General features: G+C 73.4%; 18 protein-coding genes. 7 read left to right on the forward strand and 11 right to left on the reverse strand.

Translation table 11 applies throughout. The features are described 5' to 3' along the window. Positions 1-34 precede the first annotated feature (34 nt). Positions 35-1,639: a methionine--tRNA ligase gene (gene metG / locus ACF08F_RS01700; RefSeq protein ID WP_392296498.1), complete on the reverse strand. Its 1,605-nt coding sequence runs from the start codon at positions 1,637-1,639 to the stop codon at positions 35-37. A gap of 138 nt (positions 1,640-1,777) precedes the next feature. On the opposite strand from metG, the gene ACF08F_RS01705 reads away from it, so the two are divergent. Both ACF08F_RS01705 and ACF08F_RS01710 read left to right on the forward strand, forming a co-directional pair. Then, positions 1,778-2,434: a response regulator transcription factor gene (locus tag ACF08F_RS01705; RefSeq protein ID WP_392296499.1), complete on the forward strand. Its 657-nt coding sequence runs from the start codon at positions 1,778-1,780 to the stop codon at positions 2,432-2,434. Further along, positions 2,431-3,564 carry a sensor histidine kinase gene (locus tag ACF08F_RS01710; protein WP_392296500.1) on the forward strand — a complete coding sequence of 378 codons (1,134 nt, stop codon included), beginning with the start codon at positions 2,431-2,433 and terminating at the stop codon, positions 3,562-3,564. Before ACF08F_RS01705 ends, ACF08F_RS01710 begins: the two co-directional genes overlap by 4 nt. Positions 3,565-3,579: 15 nt before the next feature. On the opposite strand, the gene ACF08F_RS01715 is transcribed toward ACF08F_RS01710, so the two are convergent. Then, positions 3,580-5,937 (reverse strand): VWA domain-containing protein, encoded by a 2,358-nt coding sequence (locus ACF08F_RS01715; protein ID WP_392296501.1) that lies wholly within the window; start codon positions 5,935-5,937, stop codon positions 3,580-3,582. A 271-nt stretch (positions 5,938-6,208) separates the two neighbouring features. Between ACF08F_RS01715 and ACF08F_RS01720 the strand changes: the two genes are divergently transcribed. Beyond that, entirely contained in the window at positions 6,209-8,272 is a 2,064-nt protein-coding gene (locus ACF08F_RS01720; RefSeq protein ID WP_392296502.1) for a PhoX family protein, read from the forward strand. Positions 8,273-8,338: 66 nt separating this feature from the next. On the opposite strand, the gene ACF08F_RS01725 is transcribed toward ACF08F_RS01720, so the two are convergent. The 9 genes from ACF08F_RS01725 to ACF08F_RS01765 all read right to left on the reverse strand — a co-directional run bounded on the left by ACF08F_RS01725 (position 8,339) and on the right by ACF08F_RS01765 (position 17,475). Further along, positions 8,339-9,355 (reverse strand): hypothetical protein, encoded by a 1,017-nt coding sequence (locus ACF08F_RS01725; RefSeq protein ID WP_392296503.1) that lies wholly within the window; start codon positions 9,353-9,355, stop codon positions 8,339-8,341. Between the two features lie 243 nt (positions 9,356-9,598). Then, on the reverse strand, positions 9,599-11,077 hold the full coding sequence (locus ACF08F_RS01730) for an APC family permease (RefSeq protein WP_392296504.1): 1,479 nt from the start codon (positions 11,075-11,077) through the stop codon (positions 9,599-9,601). 300 nt (positions 11,078-11,377) lie between these two features. Then, a complete protein-coding gene (locus ACF08F_RS01735) occupies positions 11,378-13,366 on the reverse strand; it encodes an FUSC family protein (RefSeq protein ID WP_392296505.1) in 1,989 nt (662 codons plus the stop codon). A 138-nt stretch (positions 13,367-13,504) separates the two neighbouring features. Next, complete coding sequence (locus tag ACF08F_RS01740) at positions 13,505-14,068, reverse strand: GtrA family protein (protein ID WP_392296506.1); 564 nt, start codon at positions 14,066-14,068, stop codon at positions 13,505-13,507. Positions 14,069-14,401: 333 nt separating this feature from the next. Then, positions 14,402-14,638, reverse strand: coding sequence for a DUF2630 family protein (locus ACF08F_RS01745; RefSeq protein WP_392296507.1), 237 nt, complete (start codon positions 14,636-14,638; stop codon positions 14,402-14,404). Between the two features lie 17 nt (positions 14,639-14,655). Beyond that, positions 14,656-15,690, reverse strand: coding sequence for an endonuclease/exonuclease/phosphatase family protein (locus ACF08F_RS01750; protein ID WP_392296508.1), 1,035 nt, complete (start codon positions 15,688-15,690; stop codon positions 14,656-14,658). 5 nt (positions 15,691-15,695) lie between these two features. After that, entirely contained in the window at positions 15,696-16,187 is a 492-nt protein-coding gene (locus ACF08F_RS01755) for a hypothetical protein (protein WP_392296509.1), read from the reverse strand. A gap of 12 nt (positions 16,188-16,199) precedes the next feature. Next, the gene (locus ACF08F_RS01760) at positions 16,200-16,625 is read right to left on the reverse strand and encodes a hypothetical protein (RefSeq protein ID WP_392296510.1); all 426 of its coding nucleotides are present in this window, start codon (positions 16,623-16,625) and stop codon (positions 16,200-16,202) included. Positions 16,626-16,662: 37 nt separating this feature from the next. After that, entirely contained in the window at positions 16,663-17,475 is an 813-nt protein-coding gene (locus tag ACF08F_RS01765; RefSeq protein ID WP_392296511.1) for an alpha/beta fold hydrolase, read from the reverse strand. A gap of 256 nt (positions 17,476-17,731) precedes the next feature. Between ACF08F_RS01765 and ACF08F_RS01770 the strand changes: the two genes are divergently transcribed. The 4 genes from ACF08F_RS01770 (at position 17,732) to ACF08F_RS01785 (ending at position 21,572) form a co-directional block, all read left to right on the forward strand. Then, entirely contained in the window at positions 17,732-19,150 is a 1,419-nt protein-coding gene (locus tag ACF08F_RS01770; RefSeq protein ID WP_392296512.1) for a PLP-dependent aminotransferase family protein, read from the forward strand. Positions 19,151-19,219: 69 nt separating this feature from the next. Beyond that, the gene (locus ACF08F_RS01775) at positions 19,220-19,693 is read left to right on the forward strand and encodes an RrF2 family transcriptional regulator (protein ID WP_392296799.1); all 474 of its coding nucleotides are present in this window, start codon (positions 19,220-19,222) and stop codon (positions 19,691-19,693) included. 191 nt (positions 19,694-19,884) lie between these two features. Next, entirely contained in the window at positions 19,885-21,114 is a 1,230-nt protein-coding gene (locus ACF08F_RS01780) for an MFS transporter (RefSeq protein WP_392296513.1), read from the forward strand. Next, positions 21,111-21,572, forward strand: a complete 462-nt coding sequence (locus ACF08F_RS01785; RefSeq protein WP_392296514.1) for a RidA family protein — start codon at positions 21,111-21,113, stop codon at positions 21,570-21,572. The genes ACF08F_RS01780 and ACF08F_RS01785 overlap by 4 nt, the downstream gene beginning before the upstream one ends. The last annotated feature ends 5 nt before the right edge of the window (positions 21,573-21,577 follow it).

A 21,577-nucleotide genomic window follows, 5' to 3' on the forward strand; every position in this document is an offset into this window, starting at 1 on the left:
GAAACAGGGGCGGCGGCCTTCGCACGTACGGACGTCAGTCCTTCTTCTCCTCCAGACGCGGGAACAGCACCGCGCCCTTCGTCACCGTCGCGCCCGCCGGGAGCTGGCCCCACGTGCCGGAGGACTGCACCGGCTGCGCGGCCAGGGCGCCCAGGGACGCCTCGGCGCCCAGGGAGTCCCAGAGGGCCTGCGAGGTCTCCGGCATGATCGGGTTGAGCAGGACCGCGACGGCGCGGAGGGACTCGGCGGCCGTGTAGAGGATGGTCGCCAGGCGGGCCTTGCCCTCCTCCGACTCGTCCTTCGCGACCTTCCACGGCTCCTGCTCCGTGATGTAGCCGTTGACCTGCTTCACGAAGTCGAAGATCGCCAGGATGCCGCCCTGGAAGTCCAGCTCCTCGCCGATCTTCGCGTCGGCCGTCGCGACGGCCTTGGCCAGGCCCTCGTGGATCGCCTTCTCCGCGTCGCCGTCGGCCGCCGAGGCCGGCAGCTCGCCGCCGAAGTACTTGCCGACCATCGCCGCCACGCGCGAGGCGAGGTTGCCGTAGTCGTTCGCCAGCTCCGACGTGTACCGGGCGGTGAAGTCCTCCCACGAGAACGAACCGTCCTGGCCGAACGCGATCGCCCGCAGGAAGTACCAGCGGTACGCGTCCACGCCGAAGTGCGAGGTCAGGTCCTGCGGCTTGATGCCGGTCAGGTTCGACTTCGACATCTTCTCGCCGCCGACCATCAGCCAGCCGTTGGCCGCGACCCGGCCCGGGACCGGCAGACCCTGCGCCATCAGCATCGCGGGCCAGATCACCGCGTGGAAGCGGAGGATGTCCTTGCCGATGAGGTGCACGTTCGCCGGGAACGTCTCGTCGAACTTCGCCGGGTTCTCGTTGTAGCCGACGGCCGTCGCGTAGTTCAGGAGCGCGTCGATCCACACGTAGATCACGTGCTTGTCGTCCCACGGGACCGGGACGCCCCAGTCGAACGTCGAGCGCGAGATCGAGAGGTCGTCCAGACCCTGCTTGACGAAGTTCACGACCTCGTTGCGGGCCGACTCCGGCTGGATGAAGCCCGGGTTCGCCTCGTAGAACTCCAGCAGCTTCGGGCCGTACTCGCTCAGCTTGAAGAAGTAGTTCTCCTCCTTGAGGATCTCCACCGGCTTCTTGTGGACGGGGCACAGCTTGGTGCCGTCCTCCGCCTCGATGAGGTCGCCGGGGAGCTTGAACTCCTCACAGCCCACGCAGTACGGGCCCTCGTAGCCGCCCTTGTAGACCTCGCCCTTGTCGTACAGGTCCTGCACGAACTCCTGCACGCGGTCCGTGTGACGCTTCTGCGTGGTGCGGATGAAGTCGTCGTTCGCGATGTTCAGGTGCTCCCAGAGGGGCTTCCACGCCTCCTCGACGAGCTTGTCGCACCAGGCCTGGGGCGTGACGTTGTTCGCCTCGGCCGTGCGCATGATCTTCTGACCGTGCTCGTCCGTGCCGGTGAGGTACCACACCTTCTCGCCGCGCTGACGGTGCCAGCGCGTGAGCACGTCGCCTGCGACGGTCGTATAGGCGTGGCCCAGGTGAGGAGCGTCGTTGACGTAGTAAATGGGGGTCGTGACGTAGAACGCCTTCGCCCCCTGCTTCTCGGATCCAGTGGCCGCCATGGTCGAAATCCTAACGGTCGTACGAAGATCCACTCACATCGATAAACCTCGGGCGCCGGTCAGAGGGACGGGCGGTGTCCGGCGGCGGGGTGCGGGGGCGGGGAGAAGCGGTCCGCCCGCGGTGGGGAGGATGGGGCCATGCGTGTACTCGTCGCCGAGGACGAGCGGGACCTCGCCCGGCTCGTCGCCATCGGCCTCCGCCGGGCCGGATTCGCCGTCGACACCGTCCACGGCGGCGACGAGGCCTTGGAGCGGATGGACCTGTACGCGTACGACGTCCTCGTCCTCGATCGCGACCTGCCCCGCGTCCACGGCGACGAGGTCGCCCGCCGCCTCGTCGCCGCCGGCTCCCCGGTCCGGATCCTCATGCTGACCGCCGCCACCGCAGTCGAGGACCGCGTCGAGGGCCTCGACCTCGGCGCCGACGACTACCTCGGCAAGCCCTTCGAGTTCCCCGAGCTGGTCTCCCGCGTCCGGGCCCTGCGGCGGCGCTCCGCCCGCCCCGCCCTCCCGCCGCTCCTCGAACGGGGCGGGCTGCTCGTCGACACCGTCCGGCGGACCGCCACCCGCGACGGGAGGGACCTCGACCTGTCCCCCAAGGAGTTCTCCGTCCTCCAGATCCTCCTGGAGGCCGAGGGCGCCGTCGTCTCCGCCGAGGAGCTCCTCGAACGCGCCTGGGACGCCCACGCCGACCCCTTCACCGGGGCCGTACGCGTCTGCATGAGCAAGCTGCGGGCCAAGCTCGGGGAGCCGGTGCTCATCCGGACCCTGCAAGGTGTGGGGTACGTGCTGTGAACCGGCCTCCCTCGTCCCCTCCGCCTCTGCTCGGGGCCGGGTCCACCATCCGGACCCGCATCGCGCTCGTCTACGGCGGCGTCTTCCTGGTCCTCGGCGCCGTCCTGCTCCTCCTGGTGAACCTGCTGGTCAGAGCCGGTACGGACGGGGAGACCGACGCGATCGTCGCGCGCGCGGACGACATCGCCGTCGTGGAGGCGTACCGCCTCGGCGCCGACATCAGCGACGCCGCCGGCGACCAGATGCTCATGTGGTCCTGCCTCGGCCTCCTCGTCATGGCCTGCGGCGCGGTCGTCGTCGGGTGGTGGACCGCCGGGCGCGTCCTGCGGCCCGTCCACGACATGACCGCCCGGGCGCGGCGGCTCTCCGAGCGGAACCTGCACGAACGCATCGCCGCGAGCGGCCCCGACGACGAGCTGAAGGAGCTCGGCGACACCATCGACGCGCTCCTCGGGCGCCTTCAGACGGCCTTCGACAGCCAGCGCCGGTTCATCGCCAACGCCTCCCACGAGCTGCGGACCCCGCTCGCCACGCAGCGCGCCGCCATCCAGGTCGGCCTCGACGACGACTGCGAGGTCCGGCAGGTGCTCCTCGACTCCAACCGGCGCAGCGAACGGCTCATCGACGGGCTGCTCCTCCTCGCGCGGAGCGAGCGCGGGCTCGCGGAGCGGGAGGCGGTGGTGCTGGGTGAGGTCGTCGCGGAGGAGTACGAGGACGCCGACGTGGTCCTCGACGGGGGCGTCGTCCTGGGGAGCCGGGTGCTGCTCGGGCAGCTCGTCCGGAACCTCGTCGCCAACGCGGTCGCGTACAACCTGCCGGAGGGCGGGACCGTCTCCGTCCGGGTGGAGGGCGGGGTGCTGACCGTCGTCAACACCGGGCCGGTCGTCCCGCCGGACCAGGTCGACGGGCTCTTCGAGCCCTTCCGGCGCGGCGAGGGGCGGGACCGCATGGGGCCGGGCGCCGGGCTCGGGCTCTCCATCGTGCGGTCGATCGCCGTCGCCCACGGCGGGAGCGTGGCGGCCGTCGCGCGGGGCGCGGACGCGGGGGGCGGGCTGGTGGTGGCGGTGACCTTGCCGGTCACCGCCACCGTTGATGCCGCTGGTGTTGCTGCTACCTCTGATGCCGCTTAGAGAGACAGGTCGGACTCAGAGCTCCAGGCCGTCGAGCAGGCCTCGGTAGAACGCCGGGTGCGCCGTCTCCACCGGGGCAGGGCCCGCGAAGTACGTGGCGGTACGGGGCGTCCCGTCGAGCTTCCGGAGGTAGTCGAAGGCCTTGTTGTCCTCCTCGCCCCAGGCCACGAACCGCCAGTGCAGCGGGCGGTCCGCCGCCTCGGCCAGGGCCTGCGTGGCGGCCGTCTTCGACTCCGGAGCACCGTCCGTCTGGAACACGACCAGGGCCGGGCGCGTCGGGTCGGCCTTCTCGTGGTGCGCGAGGACCTCCTCCACCGCGCGGTGGTAGTTCGTCCGGCCCAGGCGGCCGAGCGTGCCGTTGACCTCCTCGACGCGGGTGGGCGTCAGGTCGGCGGGGGCGAGCTCGACGGTGCCGTCGATGTCCGTGGAGAAGAACACCGTCGTGACGGTGGCCGCCTCGTCCAGGTGCGCGGCGAGGGCGACGGTCTGCTCGGCGAGGCGCTGCACGGAGCCGTCCTTGAAGTACCCGCGCATCGAACCGGAACGGTCCACGACGAGGTACACGGCGGCCCGCGCCCCGGTGAGCCCCTGCTTCTTCAGCACGGCCCCGGCCGCCTTGTAGGCGTCGGCGAGGTGCGGGGCGGCGGCCTTGAGGCGGGCGAGGGCGAGCGCGGGCGCGGCGTCGGCGTCCGCGTCCGTGTCGCTGCCCGGCGCGGCTTCGCCGCCGGCCGCCTGCTCCTCCGGAGCCTCGACCGCGGTGTCGGCTTCGCCGACCTGCGTCTCGGTGGTGGCGTCGGCAACCTCGGCTTCGGCCTCGGCCGGGTTCGTGTCGGCATCGGCCGCGACGACGGCCTCTGCGGCATTCGCCGCCTCGGGCTCTGCCGTGCCCGTCTGCTCCTCCGGAGCCTCGACCGCGGTGTCGGCTTCGCCGACCTGCGTCTCGGTGATGGCGGTCTCGACCTCGGCCTGGGCCTCGGCCTGGGCCTGGGCCTGGGCCTCGGCCTGGGCCTGGGCCTCGACCTCGGCCTTGACCTCGGTCGGGTTCGTGTCGGCGTCGACGACGGCGGCCTCGGCCGGGTTCGTGTCGGCGTCGACGACGGCGGCCTCGGTCGGGTTCGTGTCGGCGTCGACGACGGCGGCCTCGGCCGGGTTCGTGTCGGCGTCGACGACGGCGGCCTCGGCCGGGTTCGTGTCGGCGTCGACGACGGCAGCCTCGGCCGGGTTCGTGTCGGTGTCGGACGCGACGACCGACTCCGCGGCAGCTGCCGCCTCGGCCTCGGCCGCGTCCACCTCGTTCGCCGCGACGAGTGCCTCGGGCTCCTCGCCCTCGGCGACCGGGGTCGTCGTGTCATCGGCGTCCGCCGCAGCGGTGGCCGCCTCCGGCTCCGCCGCGTCCTGAGCGGCCGGGGTCGTCTCCGCCTCCCGCTCCACCACAGTGGCGACCGGGGTCTCGTCGTCGGCGTCCGCCGCGACTGCCTCGTTCTCGGCCTCGGCGGCAGTCGCCGCCTCCGGCTCCGCCTGCTCCTCCGGAGCCTCGACTGCGACCGTCGCCTCGGGTTCGGCCTCCGGCTCCACGTCCCGCTCCTGCGGGGCGGTCGCGGTCGCGTCCTCCGTGGCAGCGGTCGGCTCCGGCTCCGCCGGAGTGGTCGGGGCCGCGTAGGCTGCCGTCTCGGTGGCGGCCTGGGGCTCCGCCGGGTCGGCCTCGGCCTCAAGCGGCGCAGCCGGTTCGGCGGCTTCGGTCTCGACCGCCTCGGTGGTCGCTTCCGCTTCCGCTTCCGCCTCCGCCTCCGGTGCCTCGACCGGCTTCGCCTCGGTGGCGGTCTCCGGCTCCGTCTCCACGGCGGCCTCGGGCGCATCCGCCGCCGTCGCCTCGGCGGTCGCCGTCTCCGCCGTCTCCGCCGTCTCAGCGGTCTCCGCCGTGACCGACGTGTCCGCTGCCGGCGCAGCCGACTCCGTCGCCGTCTCCGACGCGTCCGCCGGCTCAGCCGTCGCCACCGGCTCAGCCGACTCTGCCGCCACCGGCTCCGCCACCGGCTCCGCCACCGGCTCCGCCACCGGCTCCGTCGGCTCAGCCGTGTCCGACTCCGCCACCGGCCCCGTCGGCTCAGCCGTCTCCGCCGTGTCCGACTCCGCTACCGGCTCCGCCGTCGCCGTCGGCTCGACCGTCTCCGACGTTCCGCCGCTGCGGGCCTTCGGGACCTGCGGGTTGTCGAAGGACGCCGCCACCAGGTCGTCCGCCGCGCGGCGGGCCTCGGCTTCCTTCGTGTCCGGGGGCGTCGAGGTGTCCGTGGACGAGGAGGCCTCACGCGTCTGGGCCGGGACGGAGGTTGCCGGGGTGTCCTCGCGGTCCCGGCCGAATACCTTGCGCAGCATGCTCCGAATACCCATGGGCGAACCCTTTCGCATGAGTGGGTGCAGTGTGAATGTCCGTACTGGGCGTTTCGGGACGTTCATCCCTGGCCAGGGCGGACACGTAAGGTTAGCGGCCACCCCCTGCCTCCTCCGTGACCCGGTCGCCTCCGGTTGCCGCGCATTCATTCGGCGTTCACTCCGGCGCCGCCCCTGTGCAGATGTGCGCACATAGCGTCGCCGCCGATGGATTCCCGACACCATGTCGGCGCAGTGTGCGCCGGAGGAGGACGAAGTGCGCAAACTGCTGCCGCTCCTGAGCACGAACCCCCACGGAGGCGGCCGTTCCGCTCTCACCTGCCGATTCCGGTGCGGTGATGCCTGCTTCCACGAGGTGCCCAACACCAGCGACAACGAGTACGTCGGTGACGTCATAGCCGGTGTCCTCTCCCGCCGTTCGGCCCTCCGCGCCGCCGCCGTCGTGACCGTCGCCTCCGCCGCCGGCGGTGCCGTCGTCCTCGGTGGCGCCCCCGAGGCCGTCGCGCGTCCCGGCAAGCCGGGCACGCCCGGCAAGGTCGACGGTGCCCGTGGCCTCCGCTTCGCCGCCGTCGCGCCCAACACCGCCGACCAGGTCACCGTCCCTGCCGGCTACGCCCAGAACGTGGTCATCCGCTGGGGGGAGCCCATCCTCCGCGGCACGCCCGCCTTCGACTCCGAGAAGCAGACGGCGAAGGCGCAGGCCGGCCAGTTCGGCTACAACAACGACTTCCTCTCCCTGCTGCCGCTGCGCGGGGAGCACCACCGCCAGGTCCTCGTCGCCAACCACGAGTACACCGACGAGGTGCTCATGTTCCGGGGTTACGACTCCGAGAACCCGACCCGCGAGCAGGTCGAGATCGCCTGGGCCGCGCACGGCCTCTCGGTCGTCGTCGTCCAGGAGGAGCACCGCTCCGGCAAGCTGACGCCCGTCACCCGCCACCACCTCAACCGGCGGCTCCACACGACGAGCGAGTTCGAGCTGACCGGGCCCGCCGCCGGCAGCGACCTCGTCAAGACCTCCGCCGACCCCGAGGGACGTACCGTCCTCGGCACGCTCAACAACTGCGCCGGCGGCACCACCCCGTGGGGCACCACCCTCCACGGCGAGGAGAACTTCAACCAGTACTTCGCCTTCGGCAGCTCCGCGACCGACAAGCGCTACGGCGTCGGGACCGGTGCCTCCGAGCGCAAGTGGGAGCGGTTCGACAAGCGCTTCGACCTCCGCCAGGAGCCCAACGAGGTGCACCGTCAGGGCTGGGTCGTCGAGCTCGACCCGTACGACCCCGACTCCACGCCCCGCAAGCGCACCGCGCTCGGCCGCTTCAAGCACGAGGCCGCGCAGCCCCGTCTCACCGAGGACGGCCGTCCCGTCGTCTACATGGGCGACGACGAGCGCTTCGACTACTTCTACAAGTTCGTCTCCAGCAAGCGGATGAAGAAGGGCGGGTCCCGGTCCGCGCGTGAGCACAACCTCACGCTCCTCGACGAGGGCACCCTCTACGTCGCCAAGCTCACCGGCGACTCCCCGGCCGCCCAGATCGACGGCACCGGCAAGCTCCCGAACGACGGCGAGTTCGACGGCTCCGGCCAGTGGATCCCGCTCGCCACGGCCGGCGCCGACGGCGCCGTCTCGCACGTGCCCGGCATGACCGCCGAGGAGGTCTTCGTCTTCACCCGCCTCGCCGGTGACAAGGTCGGCGCGACGAAGATGGACCGCCCCGAGGACGTCGAGCCGTCGCCGCGCAGCGGCCGTGTCTACGTGGCCCTCACCAACAACTCCAACCGAGGCAAGGCCGGTTACGCGCCCGCCGACGAGGCCAACCCGCGCAACTCCAACAAGCACGGCCAGATCCTGGAGCTCGCCGAGCACTGGGACGACCCGGCCTCGGACGGCTTCGCCTGGCGGCTCTTCCTCGTCGCCGGTGACCCGAACGACCCGGCCACCTACTTCGCCGGCTTCCCGAAGGAGAAGGTCTCCCCGATCTCCTGCCCGGACAACGTGGCCTTCGACCCGCACGGCAACCTGTGGATCTCCACCGACGGCAACCAGCTCGGCTCCCACGACGGCCTCTTCGGCGTCGCCACACACGGCGAGCGGCGCGGTGAGCTGAAGCAGTTCCTGACCGTGCCCCGGGGCGCCGAGACCTGCGGCCCGATCATCCAGGACCGCCGCGTCCTGGTCGCGGTCCAGCACCCGGGCGAGCTCGACGGCGCCTCCGTCGAGAACCCGAAGTCGGAGTGGCCCGACGGACCCGGCAAGATCGTCCGCCCGGCCGTCGTCTCCGTCTGGCGCACGGACGGCCGCGACATCGGCGTCTGAGCGATGACGCCGGGCTGAAGGGGTGGGGTGGGGTCGGGTGCTGGGCCGGTGGGGTGGGGTTCGGCCTCAGCCCGTCCCCGGCGCCGGCCCCACCCCCAAGCCCTCCCTGAATCTGGTGAACTGCTCCTCCGGGTCCCCCGTGTACGCCCACGGCACCCACGCCGCCCGTGCACCCAGCATCCCCAGCAGTTCCCTCGCGATCTCCACCTGGCCCGCGTAACACGCCGCATGCGTAAGGAAGTTGAGGTCTCCCACCTCCTCCGGCGCCACCGGGCGCTCCGGGTCCCTGCCGCCGATCCAGCGCGCGTACGTGCGGCGCAGCTCCGTCACCGCGAGTTCGTGCTTCCAGTGCTGGTCGAAGCCGCGCACCGGGCCCCGCCCCAGCGCCCCGTCCGCGATGTAGCGGTACTCCTCCACCCGCGCCACCTGCACCAGTACGGGCAGCGGCGACCCCGGCGGCGCCACGCCCGCCGCGTCGCGCGCGAAGTCGTACATGCTGCCGTGCGTGCCGTGCCACCTGGCCGACCAGTAGCGCAGCACCTGGATGTGCCCCTCGGTGTTGTACGGGTCGCGGCGCCGCAACTCGTCGAACCAGTGCCGTAGTTCGCGGCGCGTCACCCCACCCTCGTACAGCCTCGCCACCGACAGCAGCGACACCCACGGCATCGGGTCCGCCGGCGCCGCCTCCGCCGCGCCCCGGCAGGCGTCGACCGCGGCGTCGATCCGGCCCCGCTCCACGGCCGCGCCCCGGCCGGCCGCGATGGCCGCGTCGAAGACGCGGACCACCTCGGTCGCCGCCCGCAGCACGGCCCCGTCCGGGTTGCCGGGCTCCGCCGCCCGCCAGGTCTCCACCGTGGAGCTGCCCGCGGCGGCGTGCGAGAGGAGCCGCAGCCGGTGCGTGCGGCGTGCCCAGTCGTCACCCGTCGCGGCGAGCAGGTCGCGTACCCCCTGCCAGCGGCCGATGACGATGTCGTGCCGCGCCTCCGTGAGCGCGCGGTCGCCGAAGTCCGGGTCGAAGTCGGGCGCGAAGCGCTCCCGCGCCTGGCGCGCCGAGCGCGCGGAGCGGCGGCGTACGACGGCCATGGGGCCTCCTTCGGTTCGGCTGCCGATGGGTGGTGCCGGTGGTGCCCTGCATCTACATCTCGTGCGTTTTCATCTCGTCGTGCTTCGTGCTTCGTGCTTCGTGCTTCGTGCTTCGTGCTTCGTGCTTCGTGCTTCGTGCTTCGTGCTTCGTGCTTCGTGCTTCGTCTTCGTGCGTTGTGCGTTGTGCGGTTGTGCGGTTGTGCGGTTGTGCGCTGTGCGTTGTAGTTCGTGTTGCGTGTTGCGTCAGAAGTCCGTGGCGTAGCTCTTGTCCCGCGCGCCCTTGCGGGAGCGCGCTGTCGCCGGGCCCGCGTCCTCCGCGGCCGCCAGCGCGCGGACGGCGTCCAGGCGGGCCGGGCGGTAGTAGTCGCTGCCCTTGCGCCAGTAAACGAGCAGCGGGACGACGCCGATGAGCAGTCCGCCGAGGCCGATGGTGAGCGCCGTGCCCGAGAGCTCGCCGAGGGACTCGACGAAGCACCAGAGCATGAAGCCCGAGCCGAGCAGCGGCCACAGGCCGCCGAGGACCAGGTTCCGTACGGAGCGCAGCAGGAGCGACTTGTACGCGACGACCGCGGCGATGCCCGCGAGGCCGTAGTAGAAGGCGATCTGGAGGCCGATCGCCGCAACCGCGTCGCTGAGGATCCGCTGGACGGACTCCGCCGCCGCGGCGGCCACGAACATGAGGAGCGCCGCGCCGCCGACCGCGGCGATCGCGACCCACGGGGTGTTCCAGCGGCGGTGCACCGTGCCGAGCGCCGCGGGCAGGGTCCGGTCGCGGCCCATCGCGAAGAGGGAGCGGGTGACCTGGAGGAGGGTGGTCTCCAGGGTGGCGACCGTCGACAGCACGACGGCCACGACGAGGAGCTTCCCGCCGACGCCCGGCCAGATCTCCTGGCCGAGGACGGCGAGGACGTTCGGTCCCGCCGTGCGGATCTCCTCGGCGGTCAGCAGGACGTTCACGGCGACGGTGAAGGCCTCGAAGAGGACGAAGACGAAGCCGACGCCGACGAGCGCGGCAAGCCCCGCCGTCCGGCGGCTGTTGCGGGTCTCCTCGCTGAGGTTGCTGGTGACGTCCCAGCCCCAGTAGTAGAACGCGGCGATGAGCGCGCCGGCGGCGAAGCCGTGGGTGCCGTCGAACTGGTCGAGGCCGAACCAGGACCAGTCGAAGGCCGTCGCGTGGCCCCGGTGCAGGACGGCGGCGAGGACGAAGCCGACGAGGATCAGCATCTCGACGCCCGACATGACGAGTTGGGCCCGCACGGTCAGCCGGGCCCCGCCGAGGACGACGAGCAGCATCATCAGGAACCAGCCGGCTCCGACGGCCGCCGCGAGCGGGGTGTCGTCGGCGAGGTCCGGGTCGATCAGGGAGAGCGTGAGGGATCCGGCGGGCAGGGAGCCCGCCACCATGAAGACGGTGGCGGCGAAGACCAGCGCCCAGCCGGACAGGAAGCCGAGGAAGGGGTGGAGGGTGCGGCCCACCCAGGAGTAGCCGGCGCCGGCGTTGACGTCGATGCGGCCGAGGCGGGCGTACGCGAGGACGATGCCGAGCATCGGTATCGCGCAGTAGAGCAGGGCGGCCGGTCCGGCGAAGCCGACCGCGCCGAAGAGGACGGCGGTGGTCGCGGCGAGCGAGTAGGCGGGCGCGCTGCCCGCCACGGCCATCACGATCGTGTCGAACGTGCCGAGGACATTGGGCTGGAGCCCTCTGCTGTGGGTGGTGCGCATGGCGGGGTCCTCGGGGCGCGGGGGGTGAGGATGGGGGAAGTGGTCCGCCCGCCGGGCCGGTTGTGGGGCGCGGTGAGGTGCGGGGTGTGCGGTGGGGCGGGGTGCGGGAGGTGTTGTGGGGGTGTGCGGTGGGGTGTGGGAGGTGTGGTGGGGGCGCGATGTGCGCAGGGCTGTGCCGCTCCCCGGATCTCGGGGAATCGAGCGCATCGTAGTCGCCCGGATGGCCTTCGGTAACGGCAGTGGGGAGGGTTCCGCTCCGTGACCGCCGGTAAGTCCTTCCGTACGCCCCTCGGGGGAGGTTTACCGCAGGTCGGGACCGGCGATGGCGCGGGCCGCGCGGACCTCCTGGCGGAGCGGTGCGAGGACTCCGTTCTCGTCGCCGGGGAGTTCGGTGCGGACTTCCACGAGCGTCTCCGAGGACCGCAGTCCTTCGGACAGTTCGCGCAACTCCCGCTCCACGGCGGCGACCTCGGACGGGTCCGGGGCCGGGGCGCCGTGGGCGACGCGGACCCGGGCCGCGGTGGTCGCGTCGACGATCCGCTCGACGGCGACGACGAGCGGCCACCAGGCGGCGGCCAGCGGGCCGGTGGGCGGGGGTTCGGTCAGTGCGCGCTGGAACTCGGAGCGGACGGTCGACAGGTCCCGGTAGAGCTTCCGCCGGGCCCGGTGCCGCTCGGTCGCCCGATGCCGGGGGTGGCCGGGGGCGAAGGCCGTCCGCACGTACGAGGCGGTGTCGGCGACCGCGTCGGCGAGGCGGTCCCCGATGCGGGTGTGCCAGGACTCGGGCCAGAGGAGGTAGCCGGCGACCAGGGCGATCGCGCAGCCGATGAGCGAGTCGTAGAGGCGGGGCAGGACGAGGTCGAAGCCCTGCTGGTTGAGGGTGTCGGAGAGCAGCAGGATGACGGGGGTGATGGCCGCGGTCTGGAAGGCGTAACCCTTCGCCGAGAAGGCCGGGATGAGGGCGGCGAGCACCATCATCACGGGTACGTCCCACCAGCCCCTCGGAACCTCGGCGAGGACGAGGGCGGCGAGGACGAGGCCGGCGGCGGTGCCGAAGGCGCGGAGCACGGCCCGGGAGAAGACCGAGCCGAAGTCGGGCTTCATGACGAAGGTGACGGTGAGCGCGACCCAGTACGAGCGGGGTACGGCGATGAGCGAGACGAGGGCCTGGGCGAGGCCGATGCAGAGCGCGAGGCGCAGCCCGTACCGCCAGGACGCCTCGGACAGCATGACGTCGCGGGCGGCCCGGCGGACCCGGACGCGGAGCGCGGCGGGGCGGCCGAGGCGGTCGTCGACGTGGGGGTCCCCCCTGGTCGCAGACCGGGGGGGAAGATCGGGATCGGCCTGGTGGACGACGGCCGCCGCGTGGCGCAGGGCGTGGTCGACGGCCTTCTCCGCGGGCCGTTCGGGCGTCGGCAGGTCGAGTACGGGTGTCCCGGTGCGGCCTTCCTCGACGGCGTCGGCGAGGTCGCGGACGGCGGCGGGGATCGCGGGTGACAGCGGGCCGACCAGCCGGGCGCGGAGGTGGGCGGCGGGGGCGGCTTCGAGGAGGGGGACGAGGACGTTGAGCTGGGACAGCAGCCGGACGAGGTGGGGCGCGCGGCCGTGCTGGCGGGTGCGGCGGGCTAGGACCAGGTCGTAGGACTGGTTGAGGGAGGCGGTGACGGCCTGGCGTCGCTCGTCGTAGGTGGTGGTGCCGGTGGCCTCGTACAGCTCGGCGAGGGCCCGGTAGGTGGCGGCGACGGCGGCGCGTTCGGGGGCGGCGCGGCGCACGGGCCAGCCGAGGAGGGTGAGGAGGAGGACGAACAGGCCGCCGACGCCCAGGAGGAGCGGTGCCATCCACCAGGGGTCCGGCATGGGGAGGCCCGCGCCGACCACGCAGTTGAGGAGCAGCAGCAGGCCCGATACGGAGGCGACGGCGCCGATCGACGAGATCATCCCGGAGACGAGCGCGACGAGGGTGAGGACGGCGACGGCGAGCCAGCCGTCGCCGTACACGAGGGTGCCGAGGGTGACGCCGAGCGCGCCGAAGAGCTGTGGCACGGCGATGTTGAAGATCCGCATCCGGTAGGCGTCGGCGGTGTCGCCGATGACGCCGGAGAGGGCGCCCATCGAGACGAGGGCCCCGTAGGCGGGCTGCCCGGCGGCGAGTCCCACGGCGAGCGGTGCGGAGAGCGCGACGGAGGCGCGGACGACGGCGGCCCAGGGGATGGGGGTGGGGGCGGGGCGGAGCCCGGCCGTGAGCCAGGCGGGCGGGGAAAGCCGTACGGGCCGAGCGGGGCGTGCCATGCCCTCCAACCTACGTCCCGTCGTGTGCGGGACGGGGGTGGTCGGGAGTGCGGTCGGGGGTGTGTGGCGGGGCGCTTGGGTGTGGCCCGGGTTCGCCGCGGGGTGCTCGGGCGTGGCCCGGGTTCGCCGCGGGTGTGGTCAGGCCGCGCGGCAGAGGGTGGTGCGGTCGGCCGGGGGCGTGGGGCGGGGGACGCGGGGGGTGGTCGGGTGTGTGGGGTGGGGGAGGTGCGCGGCGGTTGCGGTCGTGGTCGTGGTCGTGGTCGTGTTCCTGGTCCGTGTGCGGGTCCTTGCGAAGACCACGACGCGCAGCACCACGAACCGGGCGGCGCCGGCCAGTGCCGAGGCGGTCAGGTAGACGGCCTGTTCGAGCGTCGTGCTCGGTGCCGTCACCAGCTGTTGGAGGAGCAGCATCGCGCCGCAGGTCACCACGTACGCGGCGGCCGCGGAACCGGCCGACTGCGTGTGCTGGCGCCAGGTGGCGCGGCCGCCCGCGCCGAAGGTGAAGCGGGCGTGCAGCTCGGTGGAGAGGAGCGTGGAGGCCACGGCCGTCAGGGCGTTGGCCAGGAACCAGGGGATCCAGGAGGCGAGGCCCGTCACGGCGAAGCTGGAGGCGATCCCCACTCCGCCGCCGCAGAGCACGAAGCGGGCGAACGCGGTGAAGGCGCCGGGGGTCGCGTGCCGCCGGCTCTGTGCTGTCTCCATGATCCGACCCCGACCCCTCTGCTGGCTCGCTCCGCGGTACGCGCACCCGCCCGCCTGTGGGCAGCAGGTGCGCGTCACCAATGGCGCCATCATGGCACATGGGTGGTGCCATTGCCAGGCATATTTGGCACCAGTGGCGCCATGGGTGGCGTCATTGGTGTCAGGGTGCGACGGAGTGCCTCATCCTCGGGTCGGCGGCTGGAGAGACGCACGATTCGCGCTCGAGCGCGGCGTGGGTGAGGGCAGCGAGCAGCCTGGGGAGCGCGGCGTGGGTGACGGCGGCGCTGGTGGGAGCGGCGCCGGTGGGAGCGGCGGTGGGTGACGGCGGTGCCGTCAGTTGCGGTAGGACTCGACCTCCGAGGCCGGGCGGAGGGCCGCCGTGTCCGGGTCCTCGCCGAACTCGCTCTTCGCGCGGCGCTGGCGCAGCAGGTCCCAGCACTGGTCGAGCCTGACCTCCAGGTCGGCGAGGCGGGCGCGCTCCTCCGGGAGGAGGCCGCCCGTGCGCTGCCGCAGCACGCGTTCCTCTTCGACGAGGGCGCCGATGTCGTCCAGGATCTCGTCGTTGTCCATGCCTTCAGCGTGGCCGATCAGCGCTCTCCGCGCAGGTCGAGATCGGTGAGGACGGCCCGGTGGTCGGAGCCGTCCACGTCGAGGAACCGGATGCTCCGGACGCTGAAGTCCTCGCTGACCAGGACGTGGTCGATCTGTACGAAAAGCGGCAGGGGGCCCTCCGACGGCCAGGTGGGGGTGCGGCTCGTGCGCGCGAGCCGGGCGGCGTCCTGGAGGCGGCCGGCGTCGAGGATCGACCGGAAGGCGGCGTGGTCCTGGGAGGCGTTGAAGTCGCCGGCCATGATCAGGGGGCCCTTCGAGCGCCGGGCGGCGGCCTCGTCCTCGATCCGCCCGAGCTCCCGCTTCCACACGTCGATCTGGCCCGGCATCGGCGGCATCGGGTGGGCGAGCTGGAGGCGTACGGACTTCCCGGCGATCCGCGTCGTCGCGCCCGGCATGCCCATCGCCGCCGGGAGGACCCCCTCGTCGGTGAGCGGGTAGGCGCTGAGGAGGACGGAGCCGACGGAGCCGTCGGCGTCGACCGAGGCGTGGTGGGGGAGCTCGGTGGCGAACGCCGCGGTCAGGGCGCGTCCGCACGCGCGGTCGCATTCGGAGACGAACACGAGCTGGGGGCGCTCGCGCCGGACCGTGTCGAGGAGCGCCTCGGTGCCCTGGCCGAACTCGACGTTCGCCGCGAGCACCCGGACCCGGGCCAGCGGCAGCCCGTACGAGGTGACGAGCTGCGGCATGTACGGCAGGGAGCTCCAGCCGACCGCGCCGAGGACGAGGACGGCGAGGAAGGTGAGCGCCCGGCGCCGCGCGACGGCGGCCAAGAGCACCCCGAGCCCGGCGGGCACGGCCAGCCAGGGCAGCATCGAGAGCAGCTGCGGTACGGGGGTGATCCCGTCCGTGTCGAGGAAGCGGCACGCGCTGATCAGCGCGGGCACGACGAGCAGCAGCCCCGCGGCCCAGGCGGTGAGGCGGTGCCTGGGCCGCAGGGGCGGCGATTCGGGGTCTGCCGCGGCGGCGGCCTTCATCACGGGTGCGGCTATGACGGCAGGGGCTCGGTCCACGCCCTTCAGTGTCGCAAAGCCTGTGCGATCTCCGCCGTCGTCGCGCCCGAGAGCGTCCGATTGCTGCGCGCCGTACCGGACTTGGAGGCTCCTGGTGCGACGCCGTTGATGTTCAGGACGACCGCGTCGAGGAGGTTCCCGCTGTCGTCACGGAAGTTGACCATGATCGTGTAGTCGGCGTTCTGGTCCTTGGGGTTGGTCGCGGTGATCTCGGCGACCGTCCGGTCCCCGTCGGTGCTCGTCCCGCCGGCCTTCACGTCGGCGGTGGCGTTCACCCCGTCCTTGACCTCGTTCATCTTGTCCTGGGCCGCCGACGCGACGGCGGCCGTGGCGGAGGAGACGATCTCGCCGGCCTTGTCCGTGACGGTGTCGCAGCCGGTGGCGCTGAGGGCGAGGGCGGTCATGGCGGCCAGGGAGAGCGCGAGGCCGAGGGTGCGCGGGGCCGGCCTCGCGCGGGGCGCGGGTGCCGTGGGCTGCTCGGGTCCGGTGCGTGTCATCGGGCGGCCGCCTCAGAACTTCTCGTCCGAGCCGTAGGTGTCGTCCGTGGCCAGTGCCCAGATCACGAAGATCGAGATGGCCATGTTGAAGAGCGCCCACCACGGCTGGTACGGCAGGAAGAGGAACTGGAAGAGGACGTTGAGGGAGGCCAGCGCGATACCGGCGACCCGCCCCCACTCGGCGCCCTTGAGGATGCCGTAGCCGGCGATCGCGAGGATGACGCCGAGGATCAGATGGATCCAGCCCCAGGTGGTGAGGTTGAACTTGAAGACGTAGTCGCCGACCCGGGTGTAGACGTCGTCCTCGGCGATGCCGGCGATGCCCTGGAAGACGTCCATGAATCCGGTGACCAGCATGAGGACACCGGCGAACAGGGTGCCGCCGGAGGCCCAGGCGCCGGCGGCGCTCTGCTTGCGGGGTGCGGTGTTCTGGCTCATGCCCCCATCGTCGGAGCGTTCGTACGATTCCGAACTTTCAACTGAGCCGAACGAGTGAGCGGAGATAGGAGTCCAGTACGGAGTCGAACTCCTCGGGCCGCTCCAGGTTCGGCAGGTGCGCGGCCCGCTCGATCACGGCGAGCGTGGAGTGCGGCAGCAGCGCGTGCATCTCCTCCGCGTCCTCGACCGGTGTGTACGTGTCGTCCCGGCCGACCACGACGAGCGCGGGGACGGCGACGGTCGTGAGCGACTCGCGGTAGTCGGGCCGTTCGGCCCGGCCGCGCAGCGCGGCGGCGGCGCCGGCGGGGTCGGTCGCGCACATCATGCGGTGGACGTGCGGCGCGGCATGGGTGTTGTACGGGGCGACCATGCGGTCCAGCACCTCGTCCGCGTACTCCCGCATCGCGTCCGCGCCGCCGGCGAGCAGCCGGTCCGCCATGGCGTTCCGCGCGGCCTTGCCCTCCTCGGTCTCGGCGGCCGGGAAGGTGTCGGCGAGGACGAGGCCCCGGACGCGCTCCGGGTGGCGGCGGTGGAGCTCCATGACGATCTGGCCGCCCATGGAGAGACCCGCGACGACGGCCTGCCCGATCCCCAGGTCGTCGAGGAGGGCGACGAGGTCCTCGGCGAAGTCGCCGAGGTCGGTGACGCCGGTGAGCCCGGTCGCGCCGAGCGGGGTGATGCCGTAGCCGCGCAGGTCGGGGGCGATCACCCGGTGCGTGAGCGAGAAGCGGTCGATCTGGGGCTGCCACATGGTGTGGTCGAAGGGGTGGCCGTGGACGAGGAGGAGCGCGGGGCCACTGCCCCGGTCCTCGAAGTAGAGGCGGGTGGCGAGGTTGTCCGTGAAGCGCATGTCGGCAGGCTAGGCAGCGGGGAGATCTCGGTGCAATGAGATCTTTGCTCTCGGTGCAATGGTGAGAAGGCGCGGTTGTGGGCGGGGTTGTGGGTGCGGCTGTGGGTGCGGCTGTGGTCGACAGCCGACAGCCGACAGCCGACAGCCGACAGCCGCCGGTCGTGGCCGTGGTCGACAGCCGACAGCCGACAGCCGCCGGTCGTGGTCGTGGCCGTGGCTGTCGGCGGTCGGGCGTCGGTGTTCTGGGAGGGGTGTCGTGGAGGAGTACCGGAGGATCGCGGACCGGGTCGAGGCCGCCGTGCGGGACGGGCGGCTGACGCCCGGTGACCGGCTGCCGCCGCAGCGGGTGTTCGCCCGCCGCCACCGGATCGCGAACTCGACGGCCATCCGGGTCTACGGCGAGCTGGCCCGCCGGGGACTGGTCGTCGGGGAGGTCGGGCGCGGCACCTTCGTACGGGCCGCGCCGCCGCTGCCGGGGCCCGCGCTCGCCGAGGCGACCGGGGCGGCCCCCGTGGACCTCCAGCTCAACTACCCCGTCGCGGAAGGGCAGGCGGAGCTGATGGCCCGCGCGCTCGCGGCGCTCGCCCGGCCCGACGTCCTCGCCGAGGCCGTCTCGGGTCCGGCCGCCGCGACCGGGACCCCGGAGGCCCGGGAGGCGGCGGTGTCCGTCCTCGCCCGGCCGGGCTGGGCGCCGGACCCCGAGAGCGTCCTCTTCGCCGGGAACGGCCGCCAGGCCATCGCCGCCGCGCTCTCCGCGCTCGTCCCGCCCGGTGGCCGACTGGGCGTCGAGGCGCTCACGTATCCGCTGGTCAAAGCGGTGGCCGAACGCCTCGGCATCCGGCTGGTGCCGCTCGCCCTCGACCAGGACGGGGACGGGGCCGGGGCCGGGAGTGGGGGTGAGGGCGGCGGCAGCGGTGGCGGCGGGGGCATACGGCCCGAGGCGCTCGTCGCGGCCCACCGGGCGGCGCCGCTGTCCGCGGTCTACCTCCAGCCGACCCTGCACAACCCCCTCGCCACGACCATGAGCGCGCCTCGGCGGGCCGAACTCGCCGAGCTGCTGCGCCGCCTGGACCTGACGGCGGTCGAGGACACGACCTGGGCGTTCCTCGCGCCGGGCGCCGGACCCGGCGCCGCGCCCCCGCCGCTCGCCGCCCACGCCCCCGAGCGGGTCCTGCTCGTGGACAGCCTCTCCAAGCGGCTCGCCCCCGGCCTGACCGTCGGCTACCTCGTCGTCCCCGGGCGCCTGCGCGCGGCCGTCGCGGAGGCGCTGCGGTCCGGTGCCTGGACGGCCGGCGGGCTCGCGCTCGCGGCGGCCACCCGCTGGGCCGGGGACGGCACGGTCGCCGAGGCCGTCGCCGCCAAGCGCGCGGACACAGCGGCCCGGCACGCCCTCGTCCGGCGGCGGCTCGGCGGGTTCGCGGTCCGGACCTCCCCGCACGCCTACTACTGCTGGTGGGAACTGCCCGCGCCCTGGCGGGCGGAGACCTTCACGGCCGCCGCGGCCGGGCGCGCGGGGGTGGCGGTCACCCCCGGGAGCGCCTTTGCGGTCGGTCCGGGCACGGCGCCGGACGCGATACGGGTGGGCCTCGCGGCACCGCCGCGCGAGGTCCTGGACGGGGCGCTGGCCCGTCTCGCGGCGCTGGCGGCCGAGGGGGTGGGAGGGGCGGGACGGTGACGCCGGGCGTGGTCGTCGGATCTTCCTTGCATCCCCTATTCAGGACATGTAGAGTCCTGAATCATGAGGATGAGCGAAGGCGTGGAATGGGCACTGCACAGCTGCCTGAACCTGGCCTGGATCGGGCCGGAGCGGGCGGTCACCGCCGCGCGCCTCGCGGCCTATCACGAGCTGCCGGCCCCGTACCTCACCAAGCAGCTCCAGGCGCTCGCCCGGGCCGGGATCGTCACCTCGGTCTCCGGGCCGAAGGGCGGCTTCCGGCTGGCGCGCGGCCTGGACCGGATCACGCTGATGGACGTCGTCGCCGCCGTCGAAGGACCTGAAGAGGCCTTCCGCTGCGCCGAGATCCGGCAGCAGGGGCCCGGGGCGGGGCCGGCGGGGTCGTACGCCGCCGAGTGCGCCATCGCCGGTGCCATGGGGCGGGCCGAACTGGCCTGGCGGCGCGCGCTCATGGACCAGACCCTGGACGACGTCCGGGAGCGGGCGGAGCTCCAGGCGCCGGCCGCGCCCGACCGTATCCGCCACTGGTTCGCCAACGTCTGACGCGGACCGGCGCGGCCGATCGGCAGTGGCCGACCGGCCCGACCGGCCCGACCGGTCCGACCGGTCCGACCGGTCCGACCGGTCCGACCGGCCCGACCGGTCCGACCGGTCCGACCGGCCCGACCGGCCCGACCGATCCGCAGCGACCGCCCTCCCTCCCCGGGGAGGGCTCCTGAAGGGGGTGATTCTGGATGCTAGATATCCAGGTTGAAGAGCGTGGCCGCGGCGGTTCAGGAGTCCCGCGCCGGCCGTCCGGGCGGGTCGCCGTCGCCGCCGTCACGCTCGGCATCTTCACCGTCATGACCGCCGAGCTCCTGCCGGTCGGACTGCTCACCCCGGCCGCCGCCGACCTGTCCGTCAGCGAGGGCACCGCCGCCCTCATGGTGACCGTGCCCGGCCTCGTCGCCGCCGTCGCCGCGCCTCTCGTCACGGTCCGTGCGGCCGGCGCCGACCGCCGGACGCTCCTCGTCGCGCTCATGCTCCTCGCCGCCACCGCCAACCTCGCGTCGGCGCTCGCGGGACACCTCGCGGTCGTCCTCGCCGCCCGCGTCCTCCTCGGCCTCGCCATCGGCGGCTTCTGGGCGCTCGCCGGCGGCCTCGCGCCCCGGCTCGTGGCCCCGGACGCCGTGGGGCGGGCCACCGCCGTGGTCTTCGGCGGCGTCTCGGCCGCCTCGGTCCTCGGCGTCCCCGCCGCCACCGTCGTCACCGAAAGCATCGGCTGGCGCTGGGCGTTCGCCGCCACCGGCCTCCTCTCCCTGCTCGCCGCCGCGGCCCTCCTGGCCCTGCTGCCCCGCCTCCCCGGCCGGGGCGCGGAAACCCCCGGCCCGCGCGGCACGGGCCTGCGCGCGCTCGCCGCGCTGCCCCGCCGCAACCGCCGCGTCCGCGCAGGGCTGCTGCTCACCCTCGCGCTCGTGACCGGCCACTTCGTCGCCTACTCCTTCGTCCGCCCGCTGCTCACCGACCACGCCCGCGTCCCCGAGACGCTCCTCGGCGCACTGCTCCTCGGCTACGGCGTCGCGGGCGTCGCCGGGAACTTCCTCGCCGGCTCCCGGGCCGCCCGCGCCCCCCGCCGTACGCTCGCGGTCATCGCCGCCGCGCTCGGCGCCGTCCTCCTCGCCACCCTCGCCGCCGGGGGCACGACCCCCGCGGCCGGCGCCGGCCTGCTGCTCCTCTGGGGGCTCGCCTACGGCGGGGTCTCGGTCGCGCTCCAGTCCTGGTTCATGGCCGCCGCCCCCGAGGACGTCGAGGCCGCGACCGGCCTCAACGTCAGCGTCTTCTGCCTCGCCATCGCCCTCGGCGCCCTCCTCGGCGGGCTGCTGACCGACGCGTACGACCTCACCGCGGTGCTCCTCGCGGGCGCCGCGCTCATCCTGACCGCCGTCCCGGTGGCCGCCCTCTCCGGAAGGAACGATCACTCATGAGCCAGACCCACCACACCGACCGCACCGCCCACGCCGACCAGCGGGTCATCACCAACCCCGGCACGCTCCACGACCCCACCCCCTTCGGCTACAGCCACGCCGTCTCCGCGCCGGGCGAGCTCGTCTTCATCGGCGGCCAGTACGCCTCCGACGCCACGGGCGCCCCCGTCCCCGGGGACTTCGCCGCGCAGGTCGAGCTCTCCCTCACCAACCTGCGGCTCGCCCTGGAGGGCGTCGGCCTCGGTCTCGCCCACGTCGTGCGCCTCGGCTCGTACATCGTCGAGCACGACCTCGCCAAGCTGGAGGTCCTCGGCAAGGCCCTGCACGCGCACTTCGGCGAGCGGCTGCCCGCGCAGACCCTCAGCGGGGTCGCGGCGCTCGCTCTGCCGGGCATGCTCTTCGAGATCGACGCGGTCGCCGTGCGGCCCGCGGCGCCCGAGGGCACCGACACCCCCTGATCCAC

It is taken from the genome of Streptomyces sp. NPDC015130, from assembly GCF_043080005.1.
In the GTDB taxonomy this organism is placed as follows: domain Bacteria; phylum Actinomycetota; class Actinomycetes; order Streptomycetales; family Streptomycetaceae; genus Streptomyces.